Consider the following 25,528-nt stretch of genomic DNA (forward strand, 5'->3'; position numbering starts at 1 on the left):
TAGGAGAGATAAAATGATAGAAGGACAATGTTTATGTGGTACGGTCAGTTACCGTTATCATGGGGAAATTGAAAAAACAATTCTGTGTTATTGTCAGCACTGTCAACGTGCGCAAGGTGGTTTTGCGGGGTGGAATAGTCCATTGCAAAAATCATTGTTTGAAATTGTGCGTGGTGTGAAAGTATTAAAAGAGTATTTTCATAGTCCCAATAAGGCACGTGTTTTTTGTCAGGAGTGCGGTAGTCCTATTTTTTCCTACCGTGTGGATCTGCCAGATGTGATTCGATTGCGCTTGGGAACAGTAACTATTGGGCAAATACCTGCGCCAACTGAGGAAGCATATAAGCAATATAAGCCTGAATTTATTCAAATAAAATAATCTGCGCTAGTTTTGCATGAATCTGCGCTGTATCATGATGTTCAATCATTTTTTTTGATTTTTAATGGTTCTAATGAAGAATAAAGTCCAGTTTGTAGCAGCACTTTGGCTTGCTGTTTCTTGTGGTTCAGCTTTTGCGAGTGTCGAAGATTATGTGGTTGCGGTTGATAAAATAAATCGATCATACAAGACGGATATTCGTCAATTTTTTGCTCAACTCAATCCACAGCAGACAAGTTTTAGCGCTGAGCAACAAACACGTTATTGTGGAATTGTAGGGCGTTATGTCGATCAACTTTATACTGCAGCAGATAAAAATAGAAGTTCACTGGATGTGCAATATCGTAATCTGACTAAGCGAGATGTGATTCAGCAGGTTATGTCGTCAAAAGAAATGATGATTTTGAAGAAATATAATGTGCAGTGTAATTTGACTTAAAGGCTGTTATCTAAGAACTGTCTTGTTTAAGGCAGTTCAACGATAAAGAAAAAATTTGAAAAAGATTAAGCGAGTTTTGCTTTAATTTTTGCAGAAACTTGAGCAGGATCGGCGCGCCCGGCTATGAGCGGACGCAGAGAGTTCATCACCTTACCCATATCTTTCATGCTAGTAGCTTCTTGAGCAGTAATAGTTTGCTCAATGATGGAATCAAGTTCTTCCTCAGTCATAGCTTCTGGTAGAAATTGAGATAAAACTTCAATTTCGGCTTGTTCCTTACTAGCTAAATCATCTCGGCCAGCGCCTTCAAAGGCTTTAACCGATTCTTTACGTTGCTTGATTTGTTTTTCAATGACCGCAAGAGTTTGAACATCGTCAAGCTCTTTGCGCTCATCGACTTCGATTTGCTTGATCGCTGCCTGTAGACTACGAATGACCGTTAACTTATCCATTTCTTTAGCACGCATTGTTGCTTTTAAAACTTCAGTTATTTGGCTTTTTAAAGTAGTCATTTATTTTTCCAGGTAGTCAATCAATCACAAATAAATCTTAGTAAAGGCGTGTAGTACGAACTGATTCGCGCGCCAATTTCTTTTGGTAACGCTTAACAGCAGCAGCTTTTTTGCGCTTACGTTCTTGAGTTGGTTTTTCGTAGAATTCGCGCTTACGTACGTCAGCTAAAACACCCGCTTTTTCGCAAGAACGTTTGAAACGACGGATAGCTACGTCTACTGGTTCGCCTTCTTTCAATTTAACTTGTGGCATGAAGAATCCTCATTAAGTTATGGATAAGATCTTGGCATGATTGCCTTGATCACAAGTGAAGGTCAGTATTTTACTCATTTACATCTCATACCACAAGTCTATAATAGGTTTCGCTTTGGATTTGATATAGGTTGTAGGCAGTTTAATGATCGTTTTAGGCTTAGAAACATCGTGTGACGAAACAGGTTTGGCACTGTATGACAGTGAAAACGGCTTACGCGGGCAAGTTTTATATAGTCAAATTAAGCTGCATGCAGAATATGGCGGCGTCGTGCCAGAGTTGGCTTCTCGTGATCATGTTCGTAAACTTATTCCTTTGTTAGATCAATTGCTCGCAGACAGTGGTGTGAAAAAGTCAGAGATTGATGCGATTGCTTATACGCGTGGACCAGGTTTAATGGGCGCACTTATGACGGGTGCATTGTTTGGTCGGGCATTGGCTTTTGCACTCAATAAACCTGCCATTGGTGTGCATCATATGGAAGGGCATATGTTGGCACCATTGTTGTCTGCAACGCCGCCAGAGTTTCCATTTGTTGCATTATTGGTGTCTGGTGGACATTCGCAGTTGATGGCAGCCTATGGTATTGGTCAATATGAGCTACTCGGTGAGTCTATTGATGATGCTGCGGGGGAAGCCTTCGACAAAGTTGCAAAAATGATGGGTTTGCCGTATCCAGGTGGTCCAAATATTTCGAAACTGGCAGAGCAGGGTGATCCAAATGCATTTGCTTTTCCGCGTCCAATGTTACATCAAGGTTTGGAGTTTTCATTTAGTGGTTTAAAAACAGCCGTATCTGTACAAATGAAAAAATTAGGTGATGAAAACCGTGATGCGGATATCGCGGCAAGTTTTCAAGAAGCGATTGTGGATACTTTGGTTAAAAAATCGATTAAAGCATTAAAGCAAACTGGTTTGAAGCGATTGGTGATTGCAGGTGGTGTAAGTGCGAATAAACGTTTACGTGAACGTCTGGAAGCAGATTTAACCAAAATTCGTGGGCAGGTCTACTATGCAGAACCTGCACTGTGTACCGACAATGGTGCCATGATTGCATTTGCAGGCTACCAGCGCTTAAAAGCAGGTCAGCAAGATGGTTTGTCTGTAACCACAACACCACGTTGGCCAATGACAGAATTAACCAATCCAGCGGACATCTAGGAACTTATGAGGGTGATCAACTCTTTATAGATTTAATGATTCATAGTAAAAAAGCCCGACGTCCTGTCGGGCTTTTTCGTATGTGGTGCTAGGTATAACTCCTGTCGTACCTCACGTCCTAGTGCTGAACTTATCATTATTGTTTTATGTTTTGGAACATCCTGTTCACTATGAAAGCATCTTATAAATATTGTTCACATAGGAATAGCCGTAATATTCCTTAATTCGTGTAAGCCTAGGATTACAAAGTTGCAAAGTAGTTACCCCTAGGGTTATCCACAGAAATTGCGGATAAATCTGGTGGGTGTAAGCCTTGATTTTTATGTGTTTTTTGGGTTTACGGTTGTTTTTTAATCTAAGTTTCGCGTTGATAGGGACAAATTTGTTGAGAAGAAAGAAGAATTCGTAATGATTGGGGACATTTTTTGATGTTCAAATTTTTAATTTATCGATTGATAAGCTATCTAACAAGAATACTTAACCTAATCACCATTAGGTACATGGAATGGATTTATGATGTTTGAATACATCTTTATATAAAATCAGTATTGAAAAGTTTTGGCTGCAAAGAGCATATTTTTTATAGAAGTACACGCATAAGAAGAGTAATGCTATGGATATTCTTTTTTCGAACTTTTTGGATAAACCTATTTGGATGTGGATTTTTTTCATCCTCATTGTACTTGTCTTACTTTTTCTAGATCTTGGTGTATTTCATCGTAAAGTGAGAGAGATCGGTGTTAAAGAGAGTTTGGCACTATCAGCATTTTATATCTCATTGGGTTTGCTTTTCGGTACTTGGGTTTGGTGGTATATCGGACCAACAGCGGGGATTAACTATGTAACGGGTTTTGTCATTGAAAAATCATTGGCTATGGACAATATCTTTGTGATTGCCATGATCTTTTCATATTTTTCTATACCGAGAATGTATCAACATCATGTTTTGTTTTGGGGAGTTATAGGGGTAATTTTTTTAAGAGGGATCATGATTGGGTTGGGGGCAACGCTAGTCAACCAATTTTCATGGGTACTCTATATTTTTGCAGCATTCCTCGTATTCACAGGGATAAAAATGTGGTTGAGTGTTGAGAAAGACTATGAGGTTGCTAATTCCCCAATTTTAAAATTTATTAGAAAACGATTTCGTGTAACTGAGCAGCTTCATGAAGATAGGTTCTGGGTGAAGATAATTGATCCCAAAACTCATCAATTAGCCTGGTTTATGACACCACTTTTTCTAGCCCTGATTATGATTGAATTTGTGGATCTGATCTTTGCGATAGATAGTGTTCCTGCGATTTTTGCGATTACGACTGATCCATTTATTGTTTATACCTCGAATGTTTTTGCAATCTTAGGGCTACGCGCTCTGTATTTTGCTTTATCAGCAATGCTTGATCGTTTCCATTATTTGAAATATGCATTAGCTGTATTATTGGTGTTTATAGGGTCAAAAATTTTTATAGCCGATGGATTGGGGGTAGCTAAAATTCCACCGCCTGTATCATTATCCATTACGTTCATCATCTTATTTGTTGGGATAGCATATTCTTTTTGGAAAACTAAAGAACAAAGTAATCATAAATAAAAATATAAAATTGGAATTTTACAGACAAATGTAAAGCCACTGAAAAAACTGTGGCTATTGATCATTCGAATGATATTTTTTATTAAATTTAAGAATACAACTTATACGAAATCAAAATTCTATGAGTAAAAAATATGTTTGAGTTTAATTTAAAAGCCCAAACTAATAGGCTTGGGCTTTTTGTATAAAAATTTCTGTTTCACGGTATTTGTTAAATAAACTTTCTTTATACAACTAGAGTTGATTTAACTGTTGCGAACCCACCCAGTGTTTTGAAAATTGGTAAGCTGCACGCCCTGAACGTTGTCCACGTGCCTGACACCAACGAAGGGCTTCTGCACGCGCCTCATCCGTCATAGGCATATTTGACTTCGTTAAATAGTGCGCTACGATTTCTAAGTAAAGTGCCTGATCCATAGGGTAGAACGACAACCACAAGCCAAAACGGTCAGAGAGAGAAATTTTTTCTTCAATCGCTTCTTGCGGATGCAGTTCTGTGTATTGCGGTACATCGACACGCGTTACAGGTGTATTTTCATGCATAAACTCAGGTAATAAATGACGACGGTTACTGGTCGCATAAATAATAAAATTACTTGAGCCAGACTGTAATGAACCATCTAGAACGCTTTTTAAGCTACGGTAGTTTTCATCTTCAGCGTTAAATGCCAAATCATCACAGTACACAATAAATTTTTCAGGACGGTTTTGAATAATTTTCTGAATTTCGGGTAAATCAGACAAATCGTCACGTTCAATCTCAATCAAACGTAAGCCTTGCGCTTCGTATTGACTTAATAGCGCACGAACAATTGAAGATTTTCCCGTACCGCGTGAGCCTGTTAGCAAGACATCATTGGCTGGCAATCCATTGAGGAACTGAAGCGTGTTTTGAATGACTTTGGCTTTTTGACGTTCAATCCCTTTCAAATCATCTAGTTCAATTTTCTTGGGATGAAAAATTGGAATGAGTTGCTTATCTTGCCACTTAAATGCAGGGGCTGAGAAATCAGGTTCTTGCTTGAGTGTCGGAAGTGTCTGTTGTAATTGAGCCAGAACTTGAGTGAGGGATTGTAAAATGGTATCAGGTAATTCGAGAGTTGCCATAGTCATTCAGTTTATAATTACGATAAAGTAGCAAATAAGACCAACATCAGCCTTGGTTTTAGACTGTATAGTATTATGGCAATCATTGCTAATCGAATCGTAATTCACTTAAGCCAAATTGTTAAATTGAAAATGTAGAAGTTAAGTTAATATATTTAAGCGCAGGTCTTTGAGGGAAGCTATGTTATTTCAAGAATTCATACAGGATATGAATCCGCATCAAGCCTATCGTATAAAAAAACTAAAACGACAATTAGAGCATGCGGAAAGCTATGCTGAGTGGAAAAGTATTGCACTCAAGATTGACCAAGAGTCAGGGGCGCAAGAATGGAAATATGACAATTGTTCTCCATACTTTGATGCGGAAATGATTTCGTATCGCCTCAAATTACTTAAGCGTTATCGTTATCAGCACCGTACCCGCGACTTAATGTATTTGTTACGTGAGGGTTTAACTTACGATATTGCCAATATCGCCCATCCGATGCTATTCGCTGCAACTTTAGTCGGGACGAAAACCATCATTGAAGATTACGTGGAGGAGGTGAGTGCGAGTTTGGCATTTATTGCTTCTGATTCATGTGAATGTCTTACTTATGCCGAAAAACTGGATTTTTTTAAGCATTGTGAAAGGGCTTATGGTCAACCAGCACTGATGTTTTCTGGTGGTGCAACCTTAGGGCTTTTTCATACAGGTGTATGTAAAGCACTACTTGAGCAAGATTTGATGCCCAAAGTTCTTTCTGGCTCAAGTTCGGGTGCGATTATGACGGCTATGCTGGGTGTCTCAAATCCCACCAATGTTTCTGGAATATTAAATGGTGAAAACTTTTTTAGTGAGGCTTTTCACTTTCGGAAACTTAGAGATTTATTGAAAGGCAATGGTGGTGTTGCAGATGTCAAATACTTGAAGAACTTTCTTGTTGAAAATTTAGGTGATTTTACTTTTGAGGAAGCCTTTAAGAAATCGGGACTGTATATGAATGTTGCAGTAGCACCTTATGATGCTGTGCAAGATGCTCGCATTATGAATACCTATACCTCTCCTGATTTGCTGGTATGGAGTGCTGTTTTGGCTTCATGTGCTGTGCCGATTCTATTTCCGCCGGTAAAGCTCACCAGTAAGCGTTACGATGGAGAGCATACACCATATATGGCGACAACGCGTTGGGTTGATGGGAGTGTGCGTAGTGACCTTCCGCAACAGAAAATGGCGCGCTTGTATAATTTAAATTACAGCATTGCCAGTCAGGTCAATCCGCACATTGTGCCGTTTATGCAGGATGATATTTCACGATTCCGCCGTGATATGTTGAGCTGGCCAGAGCGAGTTATTCGCCGTCAGGGAAAAGTTTTTGTTAAAGGGGTGATGGATTTTACCCGAGAAAGAGTAGGAAAAATATCGTCGGTACGCCGTCTGCTGGATCATGGTTATGGTGTGGTTGATCAGCGTTACTATGGGGATGTTAATATCATTGGTCGTTACAGTCTGCGCCATTATAGCTATATGCTACAAAATCCACGTCCGCATTTGTTTAAGTTATTACAACGAGAAGGTGAGCGCGCAACGTGGCCAAAAATTTCCAGTATTGAAACCCATGCTCGAATTGGCAAAACTATTCAACATGCACTTGAACTCCTTAATTATCAGCAATTACATCCTCAGCCACATGTCCAAGCTCATATTGCCTGATTTTAAGCATATTGAAGGCTTAACCTTAACAACTAAACCCAATAGCCTGCGATATGGTCGCAGGCTTTATTCATTTCAGTATCAAAAAAAGATGTACTGGTTAAAAATGCAGTTGCAGCAGGGTCATCCCAGTTACCTCAAGGGATTTCAGCGTGAATTAGCATTTTATCAGCAATGTCTGACGTCTGAATTACTATCTAAGATCACATTACCCTCTAAAAGCACATCTAAGGCGTTGTTAAGCGAAATAGGGCTAGAGGTCGAACACGAGCAATCCTTAGCACAGATACTGCTTCTGCCCGAAGCTATGCCATATTTTGCATTTAGCCCGCAGTCATGTTCTGTACAAGTTATTCAGCATCACCTACTACATGTTTTGGATGCACTTGATGCTTTACATAAAGCAGGGTGGTTGCATGCTGATTTAAAACATGAACATTTTGTGAAATATGATGCGCAGTTAAAATTGATTGATTTTGAGCAAGTGCAGTCGATAGGACAGCCTGTACAAACTGAAATGAATGCAACCCCGCGCTATATGGCACCTGAACTGTTTCATGGCGAAGTCAAAACAATACAAACAGATATTTATGCCTTAGGTATTATTTTCTATGAATGGCTGGCTGGGCGGCAATTAAGCGCAGAAAATTATACAGATTGGGCGTATTTACATTGTCAGCGTTTAAATGTTGAACTACCTGATAAATTTTTAGTATTTAAACCGCTTTTGTCGAAGATGTTGGCAAAGCATAAAGCTGCTAGATTTGACAATATTTATGCAATAAAACATGCCTTAGTGACTGAAATTGCTTAAGAAAAGTACATAATCGTATTTTTTGTTTTATATTTAATCAAACAAGAGTTTTTTTCATAAAAAGGGCTTGCCAGAGGGGAGCGATCTCTATAATATACACAGCCATCGGGGGCGTGGCGAAATTGGTAGACGCACTGGATTTAGGTTCCAGCGCCGCAAGGTGTAAGAGTTCGAGTCTCTTCGCCCCCACCACTTAATCATCAGTTGATGGTGTTTAGGTAACAGAGGATTGGTGTAATGGTAGCATGACGGTCTCCAAAACCGTTCGTCAAGGTTCGAGTCCTTGATCCTCTGCCAAATTATTCACTATATGTGAAACCCAGTATGGGGGCGTGGCGAAATTGGTAGACGCACTGGATTTAGGTTCCAGCGCCGCGAGGTGTAAGAGTTCGAGTCTCTTCGCCCCCACCACTTATTAAACTGGGAAGAATAAAGCAAGGTTAAAACCTTGTTTTTTTTCGTCTAGAGAAAAGTGAAATGAATAAAATCATTTAATATCAAAGGGCACCAAGATTTGCTTCGTTATTTTTCTTCGTTTTTAAGCTGAAGAGACGTGGTTAGCTTGGATTTTCTACTGTCTTTGTAGTTAAAAGATTTGTAATTTAGTTGATGAAATTGGCTTTCTCATCGATAAATAAAAAAAGCCCCGAAGGGCTTAAAAATATAGGAATAGCGACTCGAAGAACTATGAATACGTGTACAAGCTATTGAATTACTTTTGTTGTTAAGCTTTTAAGTGATCTTCAAACTCTTCACCAAGCTGCATTGCTAACGAATTACCCGCTAAATCACAAGTTACTAAGCCATATTCTTTTTTAAAACTAAAAGTAAAACCACGTTCATCAGCAAGGCTCTTTACTGAATAACCTAATTTTTCTAACCAAATACGAAATGCGATTAAATTTTTTGCTTTTACAACCTTCTTCACGAGACAACTCCTGTAAACATATAAATATTTAATAGGGATAGGCTAAATTTTTTAAAGGGCAAAAACCTATTTTTTTATTTATATGCTCTTTTTTGCCTAATTTCTATGCTGATGTGTAAATCACTTTGAGTAATAAATTTAGAGTGCAGGGTTGGGGTTTGACATGCTTTTGAGATGTTGTATTGAATTAAATATCGGATTTATCTTTAATTTTTACTCAATATCACCATTTGAGTTTAACTTGGTTGTTGATCAAGAGTTAGAGTGCTTGAAATATTTTGTTTGAGAAATAATTTTTAAGGGACAATAAAAAAGCTCACCGAAGTGAGCTTTTTTAACATGGAGAAGATTAGAGACCAGCGGAAGACTTAAGTGCTTCAACTTTGTCTGTTTTTTCCCAAGTAAATGCAGTATCAGAACCTTCACGACCGAAGTGACCATATGCAGCAGTTTGCTTATACATTGGTTGAATCAGGTCAAGCATACGGGTAATACCGTATGGGCGAAGGTCGAAGTGTTCACGAACCAATTGAATAATCAGTTCATCAGCCACTTTGCCAGTATTGAATGTGTTGATTGAAATTGACGTTGGTTCAGCAACACCAATTGCATAAGACACTTGAATTTCACACTTGTCTGCTAAGCCAGCAGCCACAATGTTTTTCGCAACATAACGACCAGCATAAGCAGCAGAACGGTCAACTTTAGATGGATCTTTACCAGAGAAAGCACCGCCACCGTGACGAGCCATACCACCGTAAGTATCTACAATAATCTTACGACCTGTTAAACCGCAGTCACCCACAGGACCGCCAATCACAAACATACCAGTAGGGTTGATGTGGAATTTGGTGTCTGCATGGAACATTTCAGCAGGAATAATTTTCTTCACAATTTCTTCAATCACAGCTTCTTTTAAGTTGGCTTGTGAGATTTCCGGATCGTGTTGTGTAGAAAGAACAACAGCATCTAAACGTACTGGCTTGCCATTTTCATAAGCAAAAGTCACTTGGCTTTTTGCATCTGGGCGTAACCAAGGCAGTGAACCATTGCGACGCAATTCAGCTTGTTTTTCCATTAAGCGGTGCGCATATGAAATTGGAGCAGGCATAAGCACGTCAGTTTCACGGCTTGCATAACCAAACATTAAACCTTGGTCACCCGCACCTTGATCTTCAGGCTTTTGACGGTCAACACCCTGAGCAATTTCAGGAGACTGTTTACCAATCATGTTAATGACTGCACAAGTCGAACCATCAAAACCGAGGTCTGAGTGGTGGTAACCAATACCATTTACGGTTTGGCGTACCACAGCTTCAACATCGATATTTGCAGTTGTTGTGATTTCGCCAGCAAGTACGACAGCACCCGTTTTTACAAGCGTTTCACAAGCAACCCGCGCATATGGGTCTTCTTTTAAGATTGCATCCAAGATAGCATCACTGATCTGATCAGCCATTTTATCTGGATGGCCTTCGCTTACAGATTCCGAAGTAAATACAGCGTACTCGCGCATAAGTCCTATCACAGTTAATTTTAAAGACGCAATATGTTACATCGAGTTAGAGTTTAGGACTAGCTTAACTTGTGTAAAAAAGGATGATTTTATTTCAATTCAATGACTTTTTATTTGATATAAGCATCTATAAAACTGATAAAGAAGGGATAAATATACGCAATCTCAATATTTATAGGTGATAAATTGTACAATCTGATCTAATTTTTCCGACACTAAACCGAATCTAAATAATAGAAACATTCTAAATGGCTTATATGGAGTACAAATATGCCAGTTACATGTTGAATGTATTTCTCAGCAAATAAAGCGGTATGAGTATTATTTAAGGCATTTATTTGGGGTGCTGCAATGTAGGAGGGAATAATCTTTATGAATGGTGAGTACTCAAGACTCTATAAATATTCTGATTTTTTTAGATAAATCAAAATATGCCAGAGTAAAGCAATATTAAATGAAAGGTATCTACCATTCTCACAAAAGACTGAGATGCTTTAGAAACAGATCAGTCTGGTTTGTGAGCAAGAGATTAGCTGTATTGGAGTGTACTTTGAGTTAATTAAACTGATAGGTGTACGATAAAATTAAGCGTTCATCTGGGCTATTTAAATAGGTGTTGTTATCCATCATAAATGCCATCACATTAAATGAATGCTGTTTATGAAATAAATAGCCTAGACCTAAACCGGCAAAGTAGCCTTCATAGTTTTCACCTGCATCATTTTCAGAGCCATAGCTTCCCACGGCAAATCCCATCATTGTTAGCTCTGGTGTAAATGGTTTCAAAGCAAAGGCACCTAAATAACCGCTGCTTCCAGAAACCTCAACCATACTAAAACCACTTTCAGCATTGGGTATGCCAGCCAAATCTGACAAATTCGCACAATCCCCATTTGGGTTGGTACAGCGTGGTGATTCACCATCATTATAGGTATAACCCGCGGTAGGGAAAATCTGAATACCAGCAGGTTGAAAGCCAAAATGGCTTAAAGGTACAAAGGTGCCAATACTGTAGTTGGTCTGGTTTGCACCATTCGTGTATTCGCTTTTACCAAAGTTAAAATTCACAATTCCGATAGGGAATAACCAAGAGCCACCTATGCGCCACTCACTGGCATCGCTATTAATACGGGCATTGAGTTTTTTTGCCTGACCAAGAGCATAAGAGCCAGAAAAGGAATAATTATCATCGTTAAAATCGAAATTGTTGGCATAGGAAACCCCCAGTTTAGTGGTGACTTTGGTAGGGTCATCTGCCAATTTTTCTGAATTATTATTCATGGTTGTTTCTTCAGCAGCGATTACATTACTCGCGAACATCAGCAAGGCTATGGAGCAAAGGGGAGTCAATCTCATAAAAAACCTCTAATGTTATATTGTTATTGGGCTACTTGTTAATTCTCAAGTGGGATGAGAGCATTATGTATATATCAAAGAATATACTACAGAATCTTAGTGTTGATGAATTCATCACACTACAAAGTGCTAAAAACATTTTGATTTGCAAGATGATGAAAGGTGCTGAATTACTTGTGATTTACTTTTTGAGCTTGTTGTCTGAGTAGAGCTTTCCGAGGGTGATTATTTTGACTTGAGCTAGTGGTTGCACACACTTGGATTTATGTTAATTAAAACGTACATGGAAAACGTTATTTAAATTTATATTTTGCAGCGATGTGCGGAGATAAAATCAATTTAAGGTGGTGGTGTAGAAGCTGTGGTTTGGCTCTCCGTGGATCAGGTACTATTGATATAGTGTTAAATTAGATGATTTATCAAGAAATATAAGAGTGTTCCTAAAAATCAAAACTTACATAACCATGTTTACAAATCCACATAAGTATCAATTAATAGGTAAAAATTGTGTATAAGGCTTTACCCACCTCACTTTTTTTAAGACAATAGTGCCTAGTTTTGAATGTGATATTCATCTTCTTTAAATTGTTTTAATTGGACTCTGATCTATGACAACCCCTTTGAATGAACGTCGTATTGCAAATGCAATTCGTGTATTGGCTATGGATGCTGTGCAAAAAGCCAACTCAGGACATCCAGGTGCACCAATGGGGATGGCAGATATTGCAGACGTCGTTTGGCGTGAATTTTTGAATCATAACCCAACGAATCCACAATGGGCTAACCGTGACCGTTTCGTATTGTCTAATGGTCATGGTTCAATGCTTCAGTATGCATTGTTACATTTAACGGGTTATGATCTTTCAATTGAAGATTTAAAAGCATTCCGTCAGCTTCACTCTAGAACACCTGGTCACCCAGAATATGGTTATGCGCCTGGTATTGAAACTACAACTGGTCCATTGGGTCAGGGTATTGCCAACGCTGTAGGCTTTGCATTGGCTGAAAAAACTTTAGCAGCGCAATTCAACAAAGAAGACCTGACTGTTGTAGACCACTTCACTTACTGTTTCTTAGGTGATGGCTGTTTAATGGAAGGTGTTTCACACGAAGTGTGTTCACTTGCAGGTACTTTAGGTCTAGGTAAATTAATTGCTTATTATGATGACAATGGCATTTCAATTGATGGTGAAGTAGAAGGTTGGTTCTCTGACGATACAGAGCAACGTTTCAAATCTTACGGTTGGCAAGTGCTTCGTGTAGATGGTCATGATAACGATGCGATTCGCGCTGCAACTTTAGAAGCGAAAGCGGAAACGCAAAAACCGACCATCATTATTTGTAAAACAATTATTGGTTTAGGTTCGCCTAACAAGCAAGGTAAAGAAGACTGTCACGGTGCGCCGTTGGGTAATGATGAAATTGCATTAACTCGCGAAGCATTGGGTTGGACAGAAGGTCCATTTGAAATTCCTGCTGATGTTTATGCATCTTGGGATGCAAAAGCAAAAGGTGCTGAATCTGAAGCAGCTTGGAATACAGTATTTGCTCAATACCAAGCAAAATATCCTACAGAAGCGGCTGAATTGTTGCGCCGTATTGAAGGTGATTTACCTGCTGAATTTATTGCTCAAGCAGATGCTTTTATTGCTGAAACGAATGCTAAAGCAGAAACGATTGCAACACGTAAAGCAAGCCAAAACACATTACAAGCATTTGGTCCATTATTACCTGAATTATTGGGTGGCTCTGCTGACTTAGCGGGTTCTAATTTAACGCTTTGGAAAGGTTGCCAAGGTGTTCAAGATAATCCAGCAGGTAACTATGTACACTATGGCGTACGTGAGTTTGGTATGACTGCAATGGCGAATGGCGTTGCATTGCATGGTGGATTTATTCCTTACGTTGCAACATTCTTAATGTTCATGGAGTATGCGCGTAATGCAGTACGTATGTCTGCACTCATGAAACAGCGCGTAATTCACGTGTATACGCATGACTCTATTGGTTTAGGTGAAGATGGTCCAACGCACCAACCAATCGAACAAATTGCTTCTTTACGTGGCACGCCAAACCTCAATACATGGCGCCCAGCAGACACCGTTGAAACGGCAGTTTCTTGGAAGTCTGCATTGTCTCGTAAAGATGGTCCTTCGGCGTTAATTTTCTCTCGTCAAAACTTACCATTCCAAACACGTACTCAAGCGCAAATTGAGAACGTTGCGAAAGGTGGTTATGTATTGGCTGAAGAGAAAGGTGAACTTAAAGCGATTATTATTGCAACAGGTTCAGAAGTATCTTTAGCGATGGAAGCTTATGCGCAATTAGAAGGTGTGCGTGTCGTTTCTATGCCATGTGCTGAAGAATTCATGAAGCAAGATGCCGCTTATCGTGAAGCTGTTCTTCCTGCTCATATCCGTGCGCGTGTAGCGGTAGAAGCAGCGCATGTTGATTACTGGTGGAAGTTTGTTGGTCTAGACGGCAAAGTGATCGGTATGACGACGTATGGTGAATCTGCACCAGCAAAAGACTTGTTCCAATTCTTCGGTATCACTACTGAAGCAGTTGTGAATGCGGTAAAAGAATTGACTGCTTAATCAGTTATTTCTAACTAAAAAAACGCCTCACTATGAGGCGTTTTTTTATGCTATTCAGGTACTTATATCGCAATAATAAACACAGATAAAACTCAACCTGAGCTAGATCGAACAGCTAAAAGTCTGAGGATTTTATATTCCTAAAAGTAAATAGATCAGGTTCAATTTGAGAGATGCTAAGTTGGTATACAAAATGTTAATTTTATGTGCAATAGGTCGCAATCGTTCTACTAAAATCCATAATAATATTAATTCTTTAAACTGTTCTAAATTTGAAACATATCGTCTTATGCATAACAGTGAATTATAATTTGAAAGGTATACACTAATAATCATTCTGAAACGAGATACAATCACATGAACTTAAAAACATTGACTTTGGGTTTGGCAGTTGCTTCAGTTGCAACTTTTTCTATGGCGAAACCTGTTGCATATCAAATTGATCCAACACACACGGCAACGGTATTCTCTTGGAGTCATTTTGGCTTTTCAACGCCATCTGCAAACTTTAGCGATATTCAAGGTACAATCAACGTAGACAATGATAAGCCTGCTAACTCTTCTGTGAATGTGATGATTCCATTGGCAAGCCTAAACACCAATGTCAAAGCATTAGATGAGCATTTGAAAAAAGCTGAATTCTTTGATGCAGTAAATTATCCAAACATCACCTTCAAAAGTACTAAAGTTGAAGCTTTAGGTAACGACAAATATAAAATTACGGGTAACTTAACCGTTAAAGATGTGACTAAACCTATTGTGCTTGACGCAGTAATGAACAAGCAAGGTGAGCATCCAATGACGAAACTCCAGTCAATTGGCTTCAATGCGACTACTTCGTTTGACCGTTCGGCATTTGGTGTAGGCGGGTATGTACCGAATGTAGGTGATAAAATTACAGTTAACATTACGACTGAAGCATCAGTTCCTGCGAAGAAATAATCTCCCCACGATTTCTTCGGGAAAGCAAAAGGCACTCATATGAGTGCCTTTTTTTAGGTCTGTTCATTTTTGAAGATATGCAGGATTTATGAGATCCACTAATCTTATTCAATATGTTGCATGAAAAATTGTAGGACTTGTGGGGAGTGCTGTTCTAGCATCGGTGCAAAACGTTGGTTATCTGCGCGTAAGCTTGGGATATTGATGTTCGCATGGCGTAATTCACTGGTATGACCTATCAGCCATTTTTCCATTGCATCTGCGGCAACCTCAAGATGGAATTGTAATGCCAAAATGTTATTGCCCACTTTAAACGCCTGATTTGGATAAAGGTTAGAGCTTGCCAAAAGTTCGGCTTGTTCAGGTAAATCGAAGGTATCACCATGCCAGTGCAAAACAGGAGTATCCTGAAGTGAAGCAAGTGGGTTTTGAGCGACAGGTTTAATCTCCAAACTACTCCAGCCAATTTCTTTTTGTGCACCTGCATAAACTTTAGCGCCTAATGCATGCGCAATTAGCTGTGCACCTAAACAGATTCCGAGCGTCGGTAAATTACGTGCGAGACGCAGCTGGAGTAGTTCGATTTCTTGAGTAAGGAATGGGTAGTCTTCAGTTTCATAGACCCCAATTGGACCACCTAAAATTACAGTGAGTCCTTCATGCTCTAGGGCTTTACTCAGGTCATCGACACCTGCTTCGACATAACGCACACGAAAGCCAAGCTGATAAAAAGTATCTTCTAATGCACCTAAGTCTTCAAAAGCAAGATGCTGAATGGCATAAATGGTTTCGGGAAAATCGGGAGCAGTGCTTTTCATAGACTTTGAATTATGTGAATACGAGTGGGTTTTGAATATATACCAAATCGCCCAAAATTCGGAAATAATTAAACTTGTGTCAAGAAACTGGCTTTTAAATAAGCTTTGCTTGATTCAATGATCTGTTTTTGTAGGTTTTCATCTGCCATACCACGTGCAAGGGTGATTGCACCCACTAATTGGCAAAGCACGCCCCAAGCTTTGATTTCACAGCCTAAATGCTGAGTAAAAAGTGCATGACCCCGTAATAACTCTTGCTGATAAAGCTGTTTGACATCGAGTTCCGAGCGCGCAACTTCATTGGCAAGTGCTGGTAATACACAGCCTCGGTCAGCATGTTGAACGTGAGACATATTTAAATAACGATTCAGCTCAAATTCAATCCAGTCGGAAGGATCATCATGTGGATTTTCTTGCCACATCGCCAGACTCTGTTGCATTTCTGTTTCTACCAGCGCCTTCAACAGCTCATGCTTAGAAGAAAAGTGTGAGTAAAAGGCACCACTGGTCACGCCAGCAGCTTTCATAAAGCCATCAACGCCAGTGGCTGCAAAGCCTTGCTGTTTGGCCAGTTGACCACTGATCTGAAGCAGTTCTTTACGCTTTTCTTGTTTGTAGCCTGGCTTATATCGCATCACGTAGACTCATTAATGAGGTTTGACGATTAGAAAACTATAACATAGTATTCGTTATAGTAACGATCGTTATGTAAAAGAGAACTACAATGAATCAAGTAAATGCACAGGGAAGCACAAATAAAGGCGTCGCTTTAATCATTGGTGCAGGAGATGCAACGGGTGGTGAAATTGCCAAACGCTTTGCTCATGGTGGTTATATTGCCTGTATGACTCGACGCAATGCCGAAAAGTTGCAGCCTTTAATTAACGAAATTGAGCAAATGGGTGGGCAAGCTTATGGTTTTGCTTCAGATGCCCGTAAAGAAGATCAAGTCATTGAATTAATTGAGCAGATTGAAAGTAGCATAGGACCAATTGAAGTCATGGTCTTTAATATAGGGGCGAATGTGCCGTGTAGCATTTTAGAAGAAACTGCACGTAAATATTTTAAAATTTGGGAAATGGCATGCTTTAGTGCTTTTCTGGTAGGGCGTGAAGTTGCCAAGCGTATGGCACAGCGCGAACGGGGAAGCATTATTTTTACAGGGGCTACGGCAGGCGTTCGCGGAGCTGCCAATTTTGCTGCTTTTGCAGGGGCGAAACATGCTTTACGCGCATTGGCACAAAGTATGGCTAGAGAGTTGGGACCAAAGAATATTCATGTTGCACATGTGGTTGTGGATGGGGCAATTGATACCGATTTTATTGAAACAACGTTCCCCGAAATCTATGCACTCAAAGTACAGGATGGAATCTTAAATCCAGCCCACATTGCGGAAAATTATTGGCATTTGGCGCATCAGCCACGTGATGCGTGGACGCATGAGTTAGATTTAAGACCATGGATTGAACGTTGGTAATATCAGGATTTTAAAATGATAAATAGGGAGTTTTTTAAATGCAAAGCATTGAATTTTATTTTGATTTAGGTAGCCCATATAGTTATATGGGTTTTCATCGAATTCAGAAAATAGCAGCTGAAAAGCATGCCAAAATTATCTGGAAACCAATGCTTTTGGGTGGTGTATTTAAAGCGACAGGAAATAGCAGTCCAATGACGGTCCCTGCCAAGGCACAATATGCAATGAATGATTTAAAGCGTTGGTCGAAGTTGTGGCAGATTCCAATGCAAATGAATCCTTATTTCCCAATCAACACCTTACAACTAATGCGGTTAGTGACGGCAGTGCAGTTATATCAACCTGATCAATTTTTGACTGTATTGACTGGTGTATTTCATGCCATGTTTGGCGAGCCACGAAACCTTAATGATCCGCAAGAATTTAAACAGCTAATGCTTGATTTAGGTCTGGACGTGCAGCAGGTGCAAACATGGCTGGATGATGAGCAGGTGAAGCAGCAATTAAAATCTATCACTGAAGAAGCAGTGCAGCGTGGGGTATTTGGGGCACCTACATGGTTTAATCAAAATGAAATTTACTGGGGGATTGATCATCTGCACTTTTTAGAGCATGCCTTAACTTCAGCTTGAATGATATTCGTCGTTTAAAAAACAATCTCTTGTATGACAGTGCAGGAGATTTTTTCTTAGCTTTTTCCTTCATATCTAACCTATTAAAATGCTAATGCCTTTCTAGTACATAAATTCTAGATTGCAATTTCATGCTCATTTTTATAAATTAGGTAGATCGGTATACCTATTTTGGCGATTGACATGAGTAATAAGTCCGCAAAGGAAAAAATTTTAGATGCAGCAGCAACCTTGTTTTATAACGATGGAATTGCCAATACAGGAATCAATGCAATTACCGATCGGGCGGGTGTGGCTAAAATGTCGCTCTACAATAATTTCCCGACCAAATCTGATTTGATAGCAACTTATATTCAAGCAAGACATCAGGAATGGCTAGATTTGTATGCCAAGCGTTTAGTCCATGCACATACAGCATTTGAGCGGATTATGGCTGTCTTTGATGCTTATCAAGACCATGCTGAATATGCCTACGAAAAAGGGTTTAGAGGCTGTGGTTTATTGAATGCAGCAGCAGAGTTTCCAGCGGCAAGTCCTGAGCGATTAGCAGTAAAGAAACATAAAGAGGAAGTTGAGCAGATTTTGGCGGGGCATTTGAATGCAATGTTTCAGGATCAAGATAAAGCACAAGAATTGGCATTATTCATTTCCTTCGTATTAGAGGGCTCGATTGCTCGCGCGGGTCTGGAAGGTAATGGCACGAAGGTACATGCTGCGAAACAAATGATCGAGCGCCTTTTGCAGCAGGAGTTAAACGCGTGAGCCAGAAATTTGATTTAAGTGCACATTATGGCTTCATCGCGGTACTGGTTGCCTCGGTACTCTGGGGAACTACAGGTACGGCTGCATCTTTTGCTCCCAATTTGAGTCCATTGGCAATTGGGGCGTTGGCAATGGGTGGTGGCGGACTGTTACAAGCACTCATAGCCAGAAAGAAAATTGCGAAGCATCTTCAAGATATTCCAAGCAACAAAGGTATCTTGTTACTTGGTGCACTTTCTGTAGCCATTTATCCTTTAGCTTTTTATAGCTCCATGCATTTGGCAGGCATTACCATTGGTACGGTCGTTTCTATTGGTACAGCACCGCTATTTACAGCATTACTGGAGCGTATTTTTGATCATAAAACATTATCTAAGCGTTGGTTTTTAAGTTGTTTCTTTGGCGTTTTAGGCGTGCTATTACTCTCGCTTGGAGAGACACATGCTACTAGTCAGTTACAACAACAATCTGCCGATCATAAAGTTTTAGGTGTCATTCTGGGCTTGGTTGCAGGGCTGACTTATTCGCTGTATTCATGGGCTGCAAAAAAGATGATTGATCGCGGTGTAGATGCCAAAGCCTCGATTGGTCTTATTTTTGGATTTGGGGCAATGTTATTGTTACCGACTGCCTTGTATACGGGTAGCAATCTTTTTGATGAAACCATCCATGTTTATGTGGTGGGTTATATGATGCTCATTCCCATGTTTTTGGGCTATTTATTGTTTGGTTATGGACTTAAAACTGTACCTGCGAGTCGTGCAGTGACTTTAACCTTGTTTGAGCCGTTTATGGCTGCTGTATTTGCCATGCTGATTGTTGGAGAGCAATTGGATGGATTAGGTTGGCTGGGTATGGGGCTTATTTTTGTGTGTTTGGTGATTCTGTTTAAAGTTGAAGAGCAAACAGAGATGAAACCTGTAATGCTTCCAAGCACTGAAACTTAAAACGTAGATTGCAAAATACATCGTCTAAATAAATAGATGAAAAGGAAAACAGCGAACCGAGGTTCGCTGTTTTCAGTTTTCTTGCAAAGGAAACAAGTTTCAAGAGAGGGAATTAGAAGAATCCTAAAGCTTTGTTGGAGTAGCTCACTAACAAGTTTTTAGTTTGTTGATAATGATCAAGCATCATTTTGTGGTTTTCACGTCCGATACCTGATTTCTTATAGCCACCGAACGCAGCATGCGCAGGATAGATGTGGTAACAGTTAGTCCATACACGACCAGCTTCAATTGCGCGACCAGCACGGTATGAAGTATGCGCCGAACGTGACCAAACACCAGCACCTAAACCATAAATCGTGTCATTGGCAATTTTAATGGCTTCATCAAAGTCTTTGAACGTGGTTACAGACAATACTGGTCCAAAAATTTCTTCTTGGAAAATCTTCATGCTGTTGTTGCCTTTGAATACAGTTGGTTCAATATAGAAACCGCTACCTACTTCTTGACGAGCACCACCGCCCATAAGCACTTCAGCACCTTCTCCACGACCTGTGGCAATACAGCCCAAGATTTTATCTTGTTGCTCTTGAGACGCCTGTGCGCCCACCATGGTGTCAGTATCTAATGGGTGACCAGTTTTAATGCGTTTTACACGCTCAATCGCTTTTTCTAGGAATTGATCTGCAATGCTTTCTTGAATCAGGGCGCGCGATGGGCAAGTACATACTTCCCCTTGGTTTAAGGCGAACATCGCAAAACCTTCGAGTGCTTTGTCTAAGTAGCCATCATCTTGATCCATAACATCTTCGAAGAAAATGTTTGGAGACTTACCACCAAGTTCTAGCGTTACAGGAATAATGTTTTCAGTAGCATATTGCATAATCAACTGACCTACTTGCGTAGAACCCGTAAATGCAATTTTCGCAATACGTGGGCTAGTTGCAAGTGGACGACCCACTTCAGCACCAAAACCGTTCACAATGTTCAAAACACCTTCAGGTAACAGGTCTTGAATTAATTCAGCAACCAATAAAATACCGACAGGCGTTTGTTCTGCTGGTTTAAGCACGATACAGTTACCCGCAGCTAATGCTGGAGCAAGTTTCCATGCCGCCATCAAAATTGGGAAGTTCCATGGGATAATTTGACCCACAACACCCAGTGGCTCATGGAAATGGTAAGCAATGGTATCTTCGTCAATCTCAGAAATACCACCTTCTTGAGCGCGGATACAGCCCGCGAAATAACGGAAATGATCAATTGCAAGAGGAATATCCGCTGCAAGTGTTTCACGGACAGGTTTACCGTTGTCCCAAGTTTCTGCAACTGCGAGTAATTCAAGATTTTGTTCTAAACGATCTGCAATTTTAAGTAATAGGTTTGAACGCGTAGTAGGAGAGGATTTGTTCCATTGAGCTTTAGCTTTGTGCGCTGCATCAAGCGCAAGTTCGATATCTTCAACCGTTGAGCGAGGAACTTTAGTGAATACTTTGCCATCGACAGGCGATAGGTTTTCGAAGTATTCTCCTTTAACAGGTGCTACCCATTGGCCACCGATAAAGTTTTCGTATTGAGCTTTAAATTGAACCTTAGAACCAGGTTGATTAGGATCGACGTAACGCATATATAATTTCCTTTGCTTGTTGTTTATCTAAGCATCTACAGCTTTGGTATAAGGTACATGAGTACATTATTTGTTTAGCATAGCTAGCATAAGGTTGGAGAAAGGTTGGAATGTAGAAGGTTTACAACAGGACGACAAATGCTTACAAAAACAGTTAAGTACAGGACGTCAGATCATTAGTTTTGAGAGAAAGCAATGATGAATAAGCAGGCATTATTAGAAAAAAGACAAAGGATTGATCAGTTCCGCCAAAGTAGTAGTCTTTCGCCTTTACATGCAGAACAACTCGGGCAAAGTATTGCAAGCTCATGGCAACGTTCAGCTTCGGCAGCCATTCCTAAAGACCGTATGGCAGCACCCATCAATCATCAGCATCGCCGTGGTCAAAACAGTGCATTAGAGCATGCCTTACAGCTCTGCACGGAAGATCTTAAACACATTGCCCAGCAATCGTCTATGGTGGTTGCCGTTGGTGATATCGGTAGTACCATTGTCTGGTCGGCATCTAGTCATCAAATGCAAAGTGCAGCGGAAAGTGTGCATTTTGTGGAAGGTGGGCAATGGCGTGAAGAATTGGTCGGTACTAATGCGCTGGCATTGTCCTTAAAGACCCAGCAATCTAGTTGTGTGTTCTCCAATGAGCACTACATGACCTCGATTCAGGATTGGGTCTGCTATGCGGCTCCGATTATTGACCCATATTCAAAACAAGTCTTAGGGGTGATTGATCTCTCTACTACGTGGAAAAATCACAACAGTTTGGGTTTATTGGCTGCTGAGCGCTGTTCTTCCATTATTCAAACTGCTTTATCAGAGCATCAGAAACAGCAATTGTTTATTCGAGCTTTCGCGATCCCCCAAATTTTGTTTAATGGCAAAGTTTTGGTGCTCACACCACGACAAATCGAAATTTTGGCGATATTGGCACTCTGCCCGCAAGGTCTGACCTTGGATACCTTGCATCAAGCCTTATATGGTGAGCGTAAAGTCAGCATTGGCACTCTAAAAGCTGAAATGTCTCAGTTGCGCGATATTCTAGGCGGCATGCTGGGTTCACGACCATATCGTTTATTGGTGAATGTAGATGCCGATTTCTTGCAAGCTGAACAGGCATTGGATGCAGGTTATCTGGCAACTGCGTTGAAATTATATACAGGCGTGTTCCTTGCCAAGAGCGAAAGTCCGTTCTTGTGTGCATGGCGAGACTGCTTGGAATCTCGCCTGAGTGATGCGATTTTTAAAGCCAATGAAACCGATGTATTGCTCAAGCACGTGGCGCATTTCCCTGAAGCTATAGATGCTGTTGAGCGTTTGATTGAACTGATGCCGAAATCACATCCTGTACATCAAACGCTACTGAAACTGAAGGATAGAGAGGATCTTTGATTAGATCCCTTTTTCCTTAATCCAAGCAAATAGGGCGTGGTAGACCTGTTCGCGAGTTTTTTTGTTGGATAAGACCAGATCATGTAAACCATTTTCAAAACTTCGAATACGGACATCACCTAAGATTTTTTCAGCATTTTTTTGAATATCGTCCACGTTTAAAATGACATCACTGGTCTGTGCCTCAACGCCCCATTTTTTCGGGTTAGTCGTTTGATGTGAATGCATGACCAGCGTAGGCACAGTAACTGTTACACCTGCGTGAATTTCTTTTTGTGCTTCATGAATTGCCCGTATAAAACTTAGTTTTACCATCGAGTATTTAGGCAATTTCCATTCAAGATTGAAATTCCATTCGCCAGAGTAGTGACAGTGAATACTCGGCACATACCATGGGTTGAGACCACTCGGAATTGGAAGATTGGGCAACAGTCGTCCGAGCTTACTCAGTTGTGGTAGCGCTTTATTTTTCTCAAATTCACTCATGTTGAAATCGTAAAAAGGACTATTCAGCCATAACCCCTTAATGAGGGGATGCTGCGGGTAATGCGCAGCGTATAGGGTGCAAATCAGTCCACCCGTTGAATGACCACTCAGCAATACAGCTTCATGTCCTTCCGCTTGAATGACCTCTAATGCTTTACTAATCTCTGCATCATATTCGCGTAAGTCACGTACGTTATACAGTTGCTGATGACCTAGTCGGGAACGTCCGTATTTGCGTAAATCCAGTGCATAAAAGTCGAAACCATGCTGATTGAACTGATCTGCCATTTCAGTTTGAAAGAAATAATCAATAAAACCATGGATATATAAAACAGCTTTGGTGCTCGTTTGAGCCGCTTTTTTACGGACTAAAGTGGCAATGACCTTACCTTCATAGTCGTCAGGAAATTCGAGTACAAGTTGCTGATAATCTGGACCCAATACATCGGCTTGATAGGTGCTTGGAATTTTAAGAGATGTCATTGTTATACTCATCAAGATTTATTATCGGTTTAATCCTTGATGATGTTGTTGCATTTGTCAAATTGAATTAAAAATCAGGCGAAAAAAATGCAACCCAGTGCCTTCTTCTGTAGAGAATCTAGTGTGCAATCACTGGTTAGTCAACAGTGACTGCACTCCATGCCTGATTCAGCCAGAACTGGGTTGCCAAAAGCAAAAAGTAAGAGATTGGAGAGACTTACACCGCTGCTTTAAAATCTACAACTGAGGCACCGCTTTTTAACGCTGCTTTGAAAATGTCGACCACTTGAGCGTGCGTCGCTTTACGTGGGTTGGTTAACATGCAGGCATCTTTTTGTGCATTCTCGGACATAATACCAAGGTCTTGTTCCTTCACACCCAATTCTGCGAGGCTAGATGGAATACCAATTGAAGATGATAATTCGCGAATCGCATCAATGGCAGCATATGCAGCTTCAGTGACGGTTAAACCGTTGGTGTTCACACCCATTAATTCTGCAATGCGAGCATAGCGGTCTGGGCATGCAATTAAGTTGAATTCACACACGTGTGGCAGCAATACGGCATTACATACACCATGTGGGAGGTTGTAGAAACCGCCAAGTTGATGTGCCATTGCATGTACATAACCTAAAGATGCATTGTTGAATGCCATACCAGCCAGGTACTGTGCGTAGCTCATAGCATCACGCGCTTCTAGGTTCTCACCGTTTGCTACCGCAGGGCTTAACCATTGGCTAATCATCGAAATCGCTTTTTCAGCACACGCATCTGTGATTGGATTCGCTGCTGTAGACACATAAGCTTCAACCGCATGCGTTAATGCATCCATACCTGTTGCAGCAGTTAAGCTCGCAGGCTTAGCAATCATCAGTTTAGGATCGTCAATTGCAATAAGAGGAGTACAACGCCAGTCTACAATAGCCATTTTTACATGCGTGTCTGTATTGGTAATAATACAGAAGCGTGTCATTTCAGAGGCAGTACCCGCAGTGGTGTTGACTGCAATCAGTGGTGTCATTGGTACAGTGCTTTTGTCGATACCTTCGTAATCACGAATATGACCACCGCCTGCAGTGACTAGACCAATCCCTTTGGCACAGTCATGAGATGAACCGCCACCGAGCGATACAATAAAATCACAGCCTTCATCGTTGTAAGCTTGTACGCCATTATGTACGTTAATATCTGTTGGGTTTGGTTCTGCACCTGGGAAGATGTGGCTATCAACACCTGCATCTTTAAGATAACTTGCAATCGTGTCTGCTACGCCAAATTTAAATAAACCTGCATCGGTCACAATCAGCGCTTTTTTAGCACCTAAATTTTGAGCTTTGGTTCCAATTTCTTTGGCACAGCCTGGTCCAAAAAGTGAAACACATGGAATATAAAAACCGTTTGTTTGATCCGCAATATTTTTAAAAGCCATGGTGCGATTCCTTCTACCATTGTTATGTTGTTTGCGGTGATGTTCACCGTAATTGAAGTATTCAATGAAGATAAATTTAAGCCTACCTACCAAATACCTACCATAGAATCGAATCCATATTTTTTTTAAGACTTTTGATTGCATTACAGCGGTTACAATTTTTTGTATCTATCAGAAAAATAAAAATAAAATAGA

The 25,528-nt window shown here is 40.3% G+C and carries 24 protein-coding genes and 3 tRNA genes; 16 read left to right on the forward strand and 11 right to left on the reverse strand.

Translation table 11 applies throughout. The features are described from left to right. Positions 1–13: 13 nt before the first annotated feature. Entirely contained in the window at positions 14–379 is a 366-nt protein-coding gene (locus MKI85_RS03230) for a GFA family protein (RefSeq protein ID WP_241624934.1), read from the forward strand. A gap of 73 nt (positions 380–452) precedes the next feature. Beyond that, positions 453–818, forward strand: coding sequence for a hypothetical protein (locus MKI85_RS03235; RefSeq protein ID WP_241624936.1), 366 nt, complete (start codon positions 453–455; stop codon positions 816–818). Between the two features lie 65 nt (positions 819–883). On the opposite strand, the gene MKI85_RS03240 is transcribed toward MKI85_RS03235, so the two are convergent. After that, entirely contained in the window at positions 884–1,330 is a 447-nt protein-coding gene (locus MKI85_RS03240; protein ID WP_241624938.1) for a GatB/YqeY domain-containing protein, read from the reverse strand. 37 nt (positions 1,331–1,367) lie between these two features. Then, positions 1,368–1,583 carry a 30S ribosomal protein S21 gene (rpsU, locus tag MKI85_RS03245; RefSeq protein WP_001136722.1) on the reverse strand — a complete coding sequence of 72 codons (216 nt, stop codon included), beginning with the start codon at positions 1,581–1,583 and terminating at the stop codon, positions 1,368–1,370. Positions 1,584–1,728: 145 nt separating this feature from the next. Between rpsU and tsaD the strand changes: the two genes are divergently transcribed. After that, entirely contained in the window at positions 1,729–2,745 is a 1,017-nt protein-coding gene (tsaD, locus tag MKI85_RS03250; RefSeq protein ID WP_241624940.1) for a tRNA (adenosine(37)-N6)-threonylcarbamoyltransferase complex transferase subunit TsaD, read from the forward strand. 613 nt (positions 2,746–3,358) lie between these two features. After that, a complete protein-coding gene (locus MKI85_RS03255) occupies positions 3,359–4,336 on the forward strand; it encodes a TerC family protein (protein ID WP_241624942.1) in 978 nt (325 codons plus the stop codon). A gap of 234 nt (positions 4,337–4,570) precedes the next feature. Here MKI85_RS03255 and MKI85_RS03260 read toward each other — a convergent pair whose 3' ends face one another. Then, positions 4,571–5,443, reverse strand: a complete 873-nt coding sequence (locus tag MKI85_RS03260) for an ATP-binding protein (protein WP_241624943.1) — start codon at positions 5,441–5,443, stop codon at positions 4,571–4,573. A 181-nt stretch (positions 5,444–5,624) separates the two neighbouring features. On the opposite strand from MKI85_RS03260, the gene MKI85_RS03265 reads away from it, so the two are divergent. The 5 genes from MKI85_RS03265 to MKI85_RS03285 all read left to right on the forward strand — a co-directional run bounded on the left by MKI85_RS03265 (position 5,625) and on the right by MKI85_RS03285 (position 8,361). Continuing rightward, positions 5,625–7,136 carry a DUF3336 domain-containing protein gene (locus MKI85_RS03265; protein ID WP_241624945.1) on the forward strand — a complete coding sequence of 504 codons (1,512 nt, stop codon included), beginning with the start codon at positions 5,625–5,627 and terminating at the stop codon, positions 7,134–7,136. Beyond that, on the forward strand, positions 7,114–7,950 hold the full coding sequence (locus MKI85_RS03270) for a serine/threonine protein kinase (RefSeq protein WP_241624947.1): 837 nt from the start codon (positions 7,114–7,116) through the stop codon (positions 7,948–7,950). The genes MKI85_RS03265 and MKI85_RS03270 overlap by 23 nt, the downstream gene beginning before the upstream one ends. Positions 7,951–8,057: 107 nt before the next feature. Next, a tRNA-Leu gene (locus MKI85_RS03275) sits at positions 8,058–8,142 on the forward strand. Between the two features lie 31 nt (positions 8,143–8,173). After that, positions 8,174–8,247 (forward strand) — tRNA-Trp (locus MKI85_RS03280). Between the two features lie 29 nt (positions 8,248–8,276). Then, a tRNA-Leu gene (locus MKI85_RS03285) sits at positions 8,277–8,361 on the forward strand. Between the two features lie 313 nt (positions 8,362–8,674). On the opposite strand, the gene MKI85_RS03290 is transcribed toward MKI85_RS03285, so the two are convergent. From MKI85_RS03290 to MKI85_RS03300, 3 genes are all read right to left on the reverse strand, one after another. Next, entirely contained in the window at positions 8,675–8,878 is a 204-nt protein-coding gene (locus MKI85_RS03290) for a hypothetical protein (protein ID WP_241624949.1), read from the reverse strand. 349 nt (positions 8,879–9,227) lie between these two features. Next, complete coding sequence (gene metK, locus MKI85_RS03295; protein ID WP_241624951.1) at positions 9,228–10,394, reverse strand: methionine adenosyltransferase; 1,167 nt, start codon at positions 10,392–10,394, stop codon at positions 9,228–9,230. Positions 10,395–10,949: 555 nt separating this feature from the next. Then, positions 10,950–11,675 (reverse strand): hypothetical protein, encoded by a 726-nt coding sequence (locus MKI85_RS03300; protein WP_241624952.1) that lies wholly within the window; start codon positions 11,673–11,675, stop codon positions 10,950–10,952. Between the two features lie 683 nt (positions 11,676–12,358). Here MKI85_RS03300 and tkt point away from each other — a divergent pair. Together tkt and MKI85_RS03310 are read left to right on the forward strand one after the other, a co-directional pair. Beyond that, positions 12,359–14,347, forward strand: coding sequence for a transketolase (tkt, locus tag MKI85_RS03305; protein ID WP_241624954.1), 1,989 nt, complete (start codon positions 12,359–12,361; stop codon positions 14,345–14,347). A gap of 357 nt (positions 14,348–14,704) precedes the next feature. Beyond that, the gene (locus MKI85_RS03310) at positions 14,705–15,289 is read left to right on the forward strand and encodes a YceI family protein (RefSeq protein ID WP_241624956.1); all 585 of its coding nucleotides are present in this window, start codon (positions 14,705–14,707) and stop codon (positions 15,287–15,289) included. Between the two features lie 104 nt (positions 15,290–15,393). Here MKI85_RS03310 and MKI85_RS03315 read toward each other — a convergent pair whose 3' ends face one another. Together MKI85_RS03315 and MKI85_RS03320 are read right to left on the reverse strand one after the other, a co-directional pair. Further along, positions 15,394–16,107 carry a glutamine amidotransferase gene (locus tag MKI85_RS03315; RefSeq protein WP_241624958.1) on the reverse strand — a complete coding sequence of 238 codons (714 nt, stop codon included), beginning with the start codon at positions 16,105–16,107 and terminating at the stop codon, positions 15,394–15,396. 68 nt (positions 16,108–16,175) lie between these two features. Beyond that, positions 16,176–16,742, reverse strand: coding sequence for a TetR/AcrR family transcriptional regulator (locus tag MKI85_RS03320; protein ID WP_241624961.1), 567 nt, complete (start codon positions 16,740–16,742; stop codon positions 16,176–16,178). Positions 16,743–16,831: 89 nt separating this feature from the next. Between MKI85_RS03320 and MKI85_RS03325 the strand changes: the two genes are divergently transcribed. The 4 genes from MKI85_RS03325 to MKI85_RS03340 all read left to right on the forward strand — a co-directional run bounded on the left by MKI85_RS03325 (position 16,832) and on the right by MKI85_RS03340 (position 19,925). Continuing rightward, a complete protein-coding gene (locus MKI85_RS03325; protein ID WP_241624963.1) occupies positions 16,832–17,584 on the forward strand; it encodes an SDR family oxidoreductase in 753 nt (250 codons plus the stop codon). Positions 17,585–17,622: 38 nt separating this feature from the next. Beyond that, positions 17,623–18,216 (forward strand): 2-hydroxychromene-2-carboxylate isomerase, encoded by a 594-nt coding sequence (locus MKI85_RS03330; protein ID WP_241624966.1) that lies wholly within the window; start codon positions 17,623–17,625, stop codon positions 18,214–18,216. Between the two features lie 183 nt (positions 18,217–18,399). Continuing rightward, entirely contained in the window at positions 18,400–18,978 is a 579-nt protein-coding gene (locus tag MKI85_RS03335; RefSeq protein ID WP_241624967.1) for a TetR/AcrR family transcriptional regulator, read from the forward strand. Then, a complete protein-coding gene (locus tag MKI85_RS03340; RefSeq protein ID WP_241624969.1) occupies positions 18,975–19,925 on the forward strand; it encodes a DMT family transporter in 951 nt (316 codons plus the stop codon). The genes MKI85_RS03335 and MKI85_RS03340 overlap by 4 nt, the downstream gene beginning before the upstream one ends. A gap of 112 nt (positions 19,926–20,037) precedes the next feature. Here the strand turns inward: MKI85_RS03340 and exaC are convergent, their stop codons facing one another. After that, complete coding sequence (gene exaC, locus MKI85_RS03345; protein ID WP_241624971.1) at positions 20,038–21,549, reverse strand: acetaldehyde dehydrogenase ExaC; 1,512 nt, start codon at positions 21,547–21,549, stop codon at positions 20,038–20,040. Positions 21,550–21,744: 195 nt separating this feature from the next. On the opposite strand from exaC, the gene MKI85_RS03350 reads away from it, so the two are divergent. After that, positions 21,745–22,935, forward strand: a complete 1,191-nt coding sequence (locus tag MKI85_RS03350) for a transcriptional regulator (RefSeq protein ID WP_241624973.1) — start codon at positions 21,745–21,747, stop codon at positions 22,933–22,935. Here MKI85_RS03350 and MKI85_RS03355 read toward each other — a convergent pair whose 3' ends face one another. Next, the gene (locus MKI85_RS03355; protein WP_241624975.1) at positions 22,936–23,904 is read right to left on the reverse strand and encodes an alpha/beta hydrolase; all 969 of its coding nucleotides are present in this window, start codon (positions 23,902–23,904) and stop codon (positions 22,936–22,938) included. It abuts the gene before it with no gap. 217 nt (positions 23,905–24,121) lie between these two features. Next, positions 24,122–25,333: an iron-dependent methanol dehydrogenase gene (mdh, locus tag MKI85_RS03360; RefSeq protein WP_241624977.1), complete on the reverse strand. Its 1,212-nt coding sequence runs from the start codon at positions 25,331–25,333 to the stop codon at positions 24,122–24,124. Between the last annotated feature and the right edge of the window lie 195 nt (positions 25,334–25,528).

Source organism: Acinetobacter zhairuonensis, from assembly GCF_022601715.1.
Taxonomy (GTDB): Bacteria; Pseudomonadota; Gammaproteobacteria; order Pseudomonadales; family Moraxellaceae; genus Acinetobacter.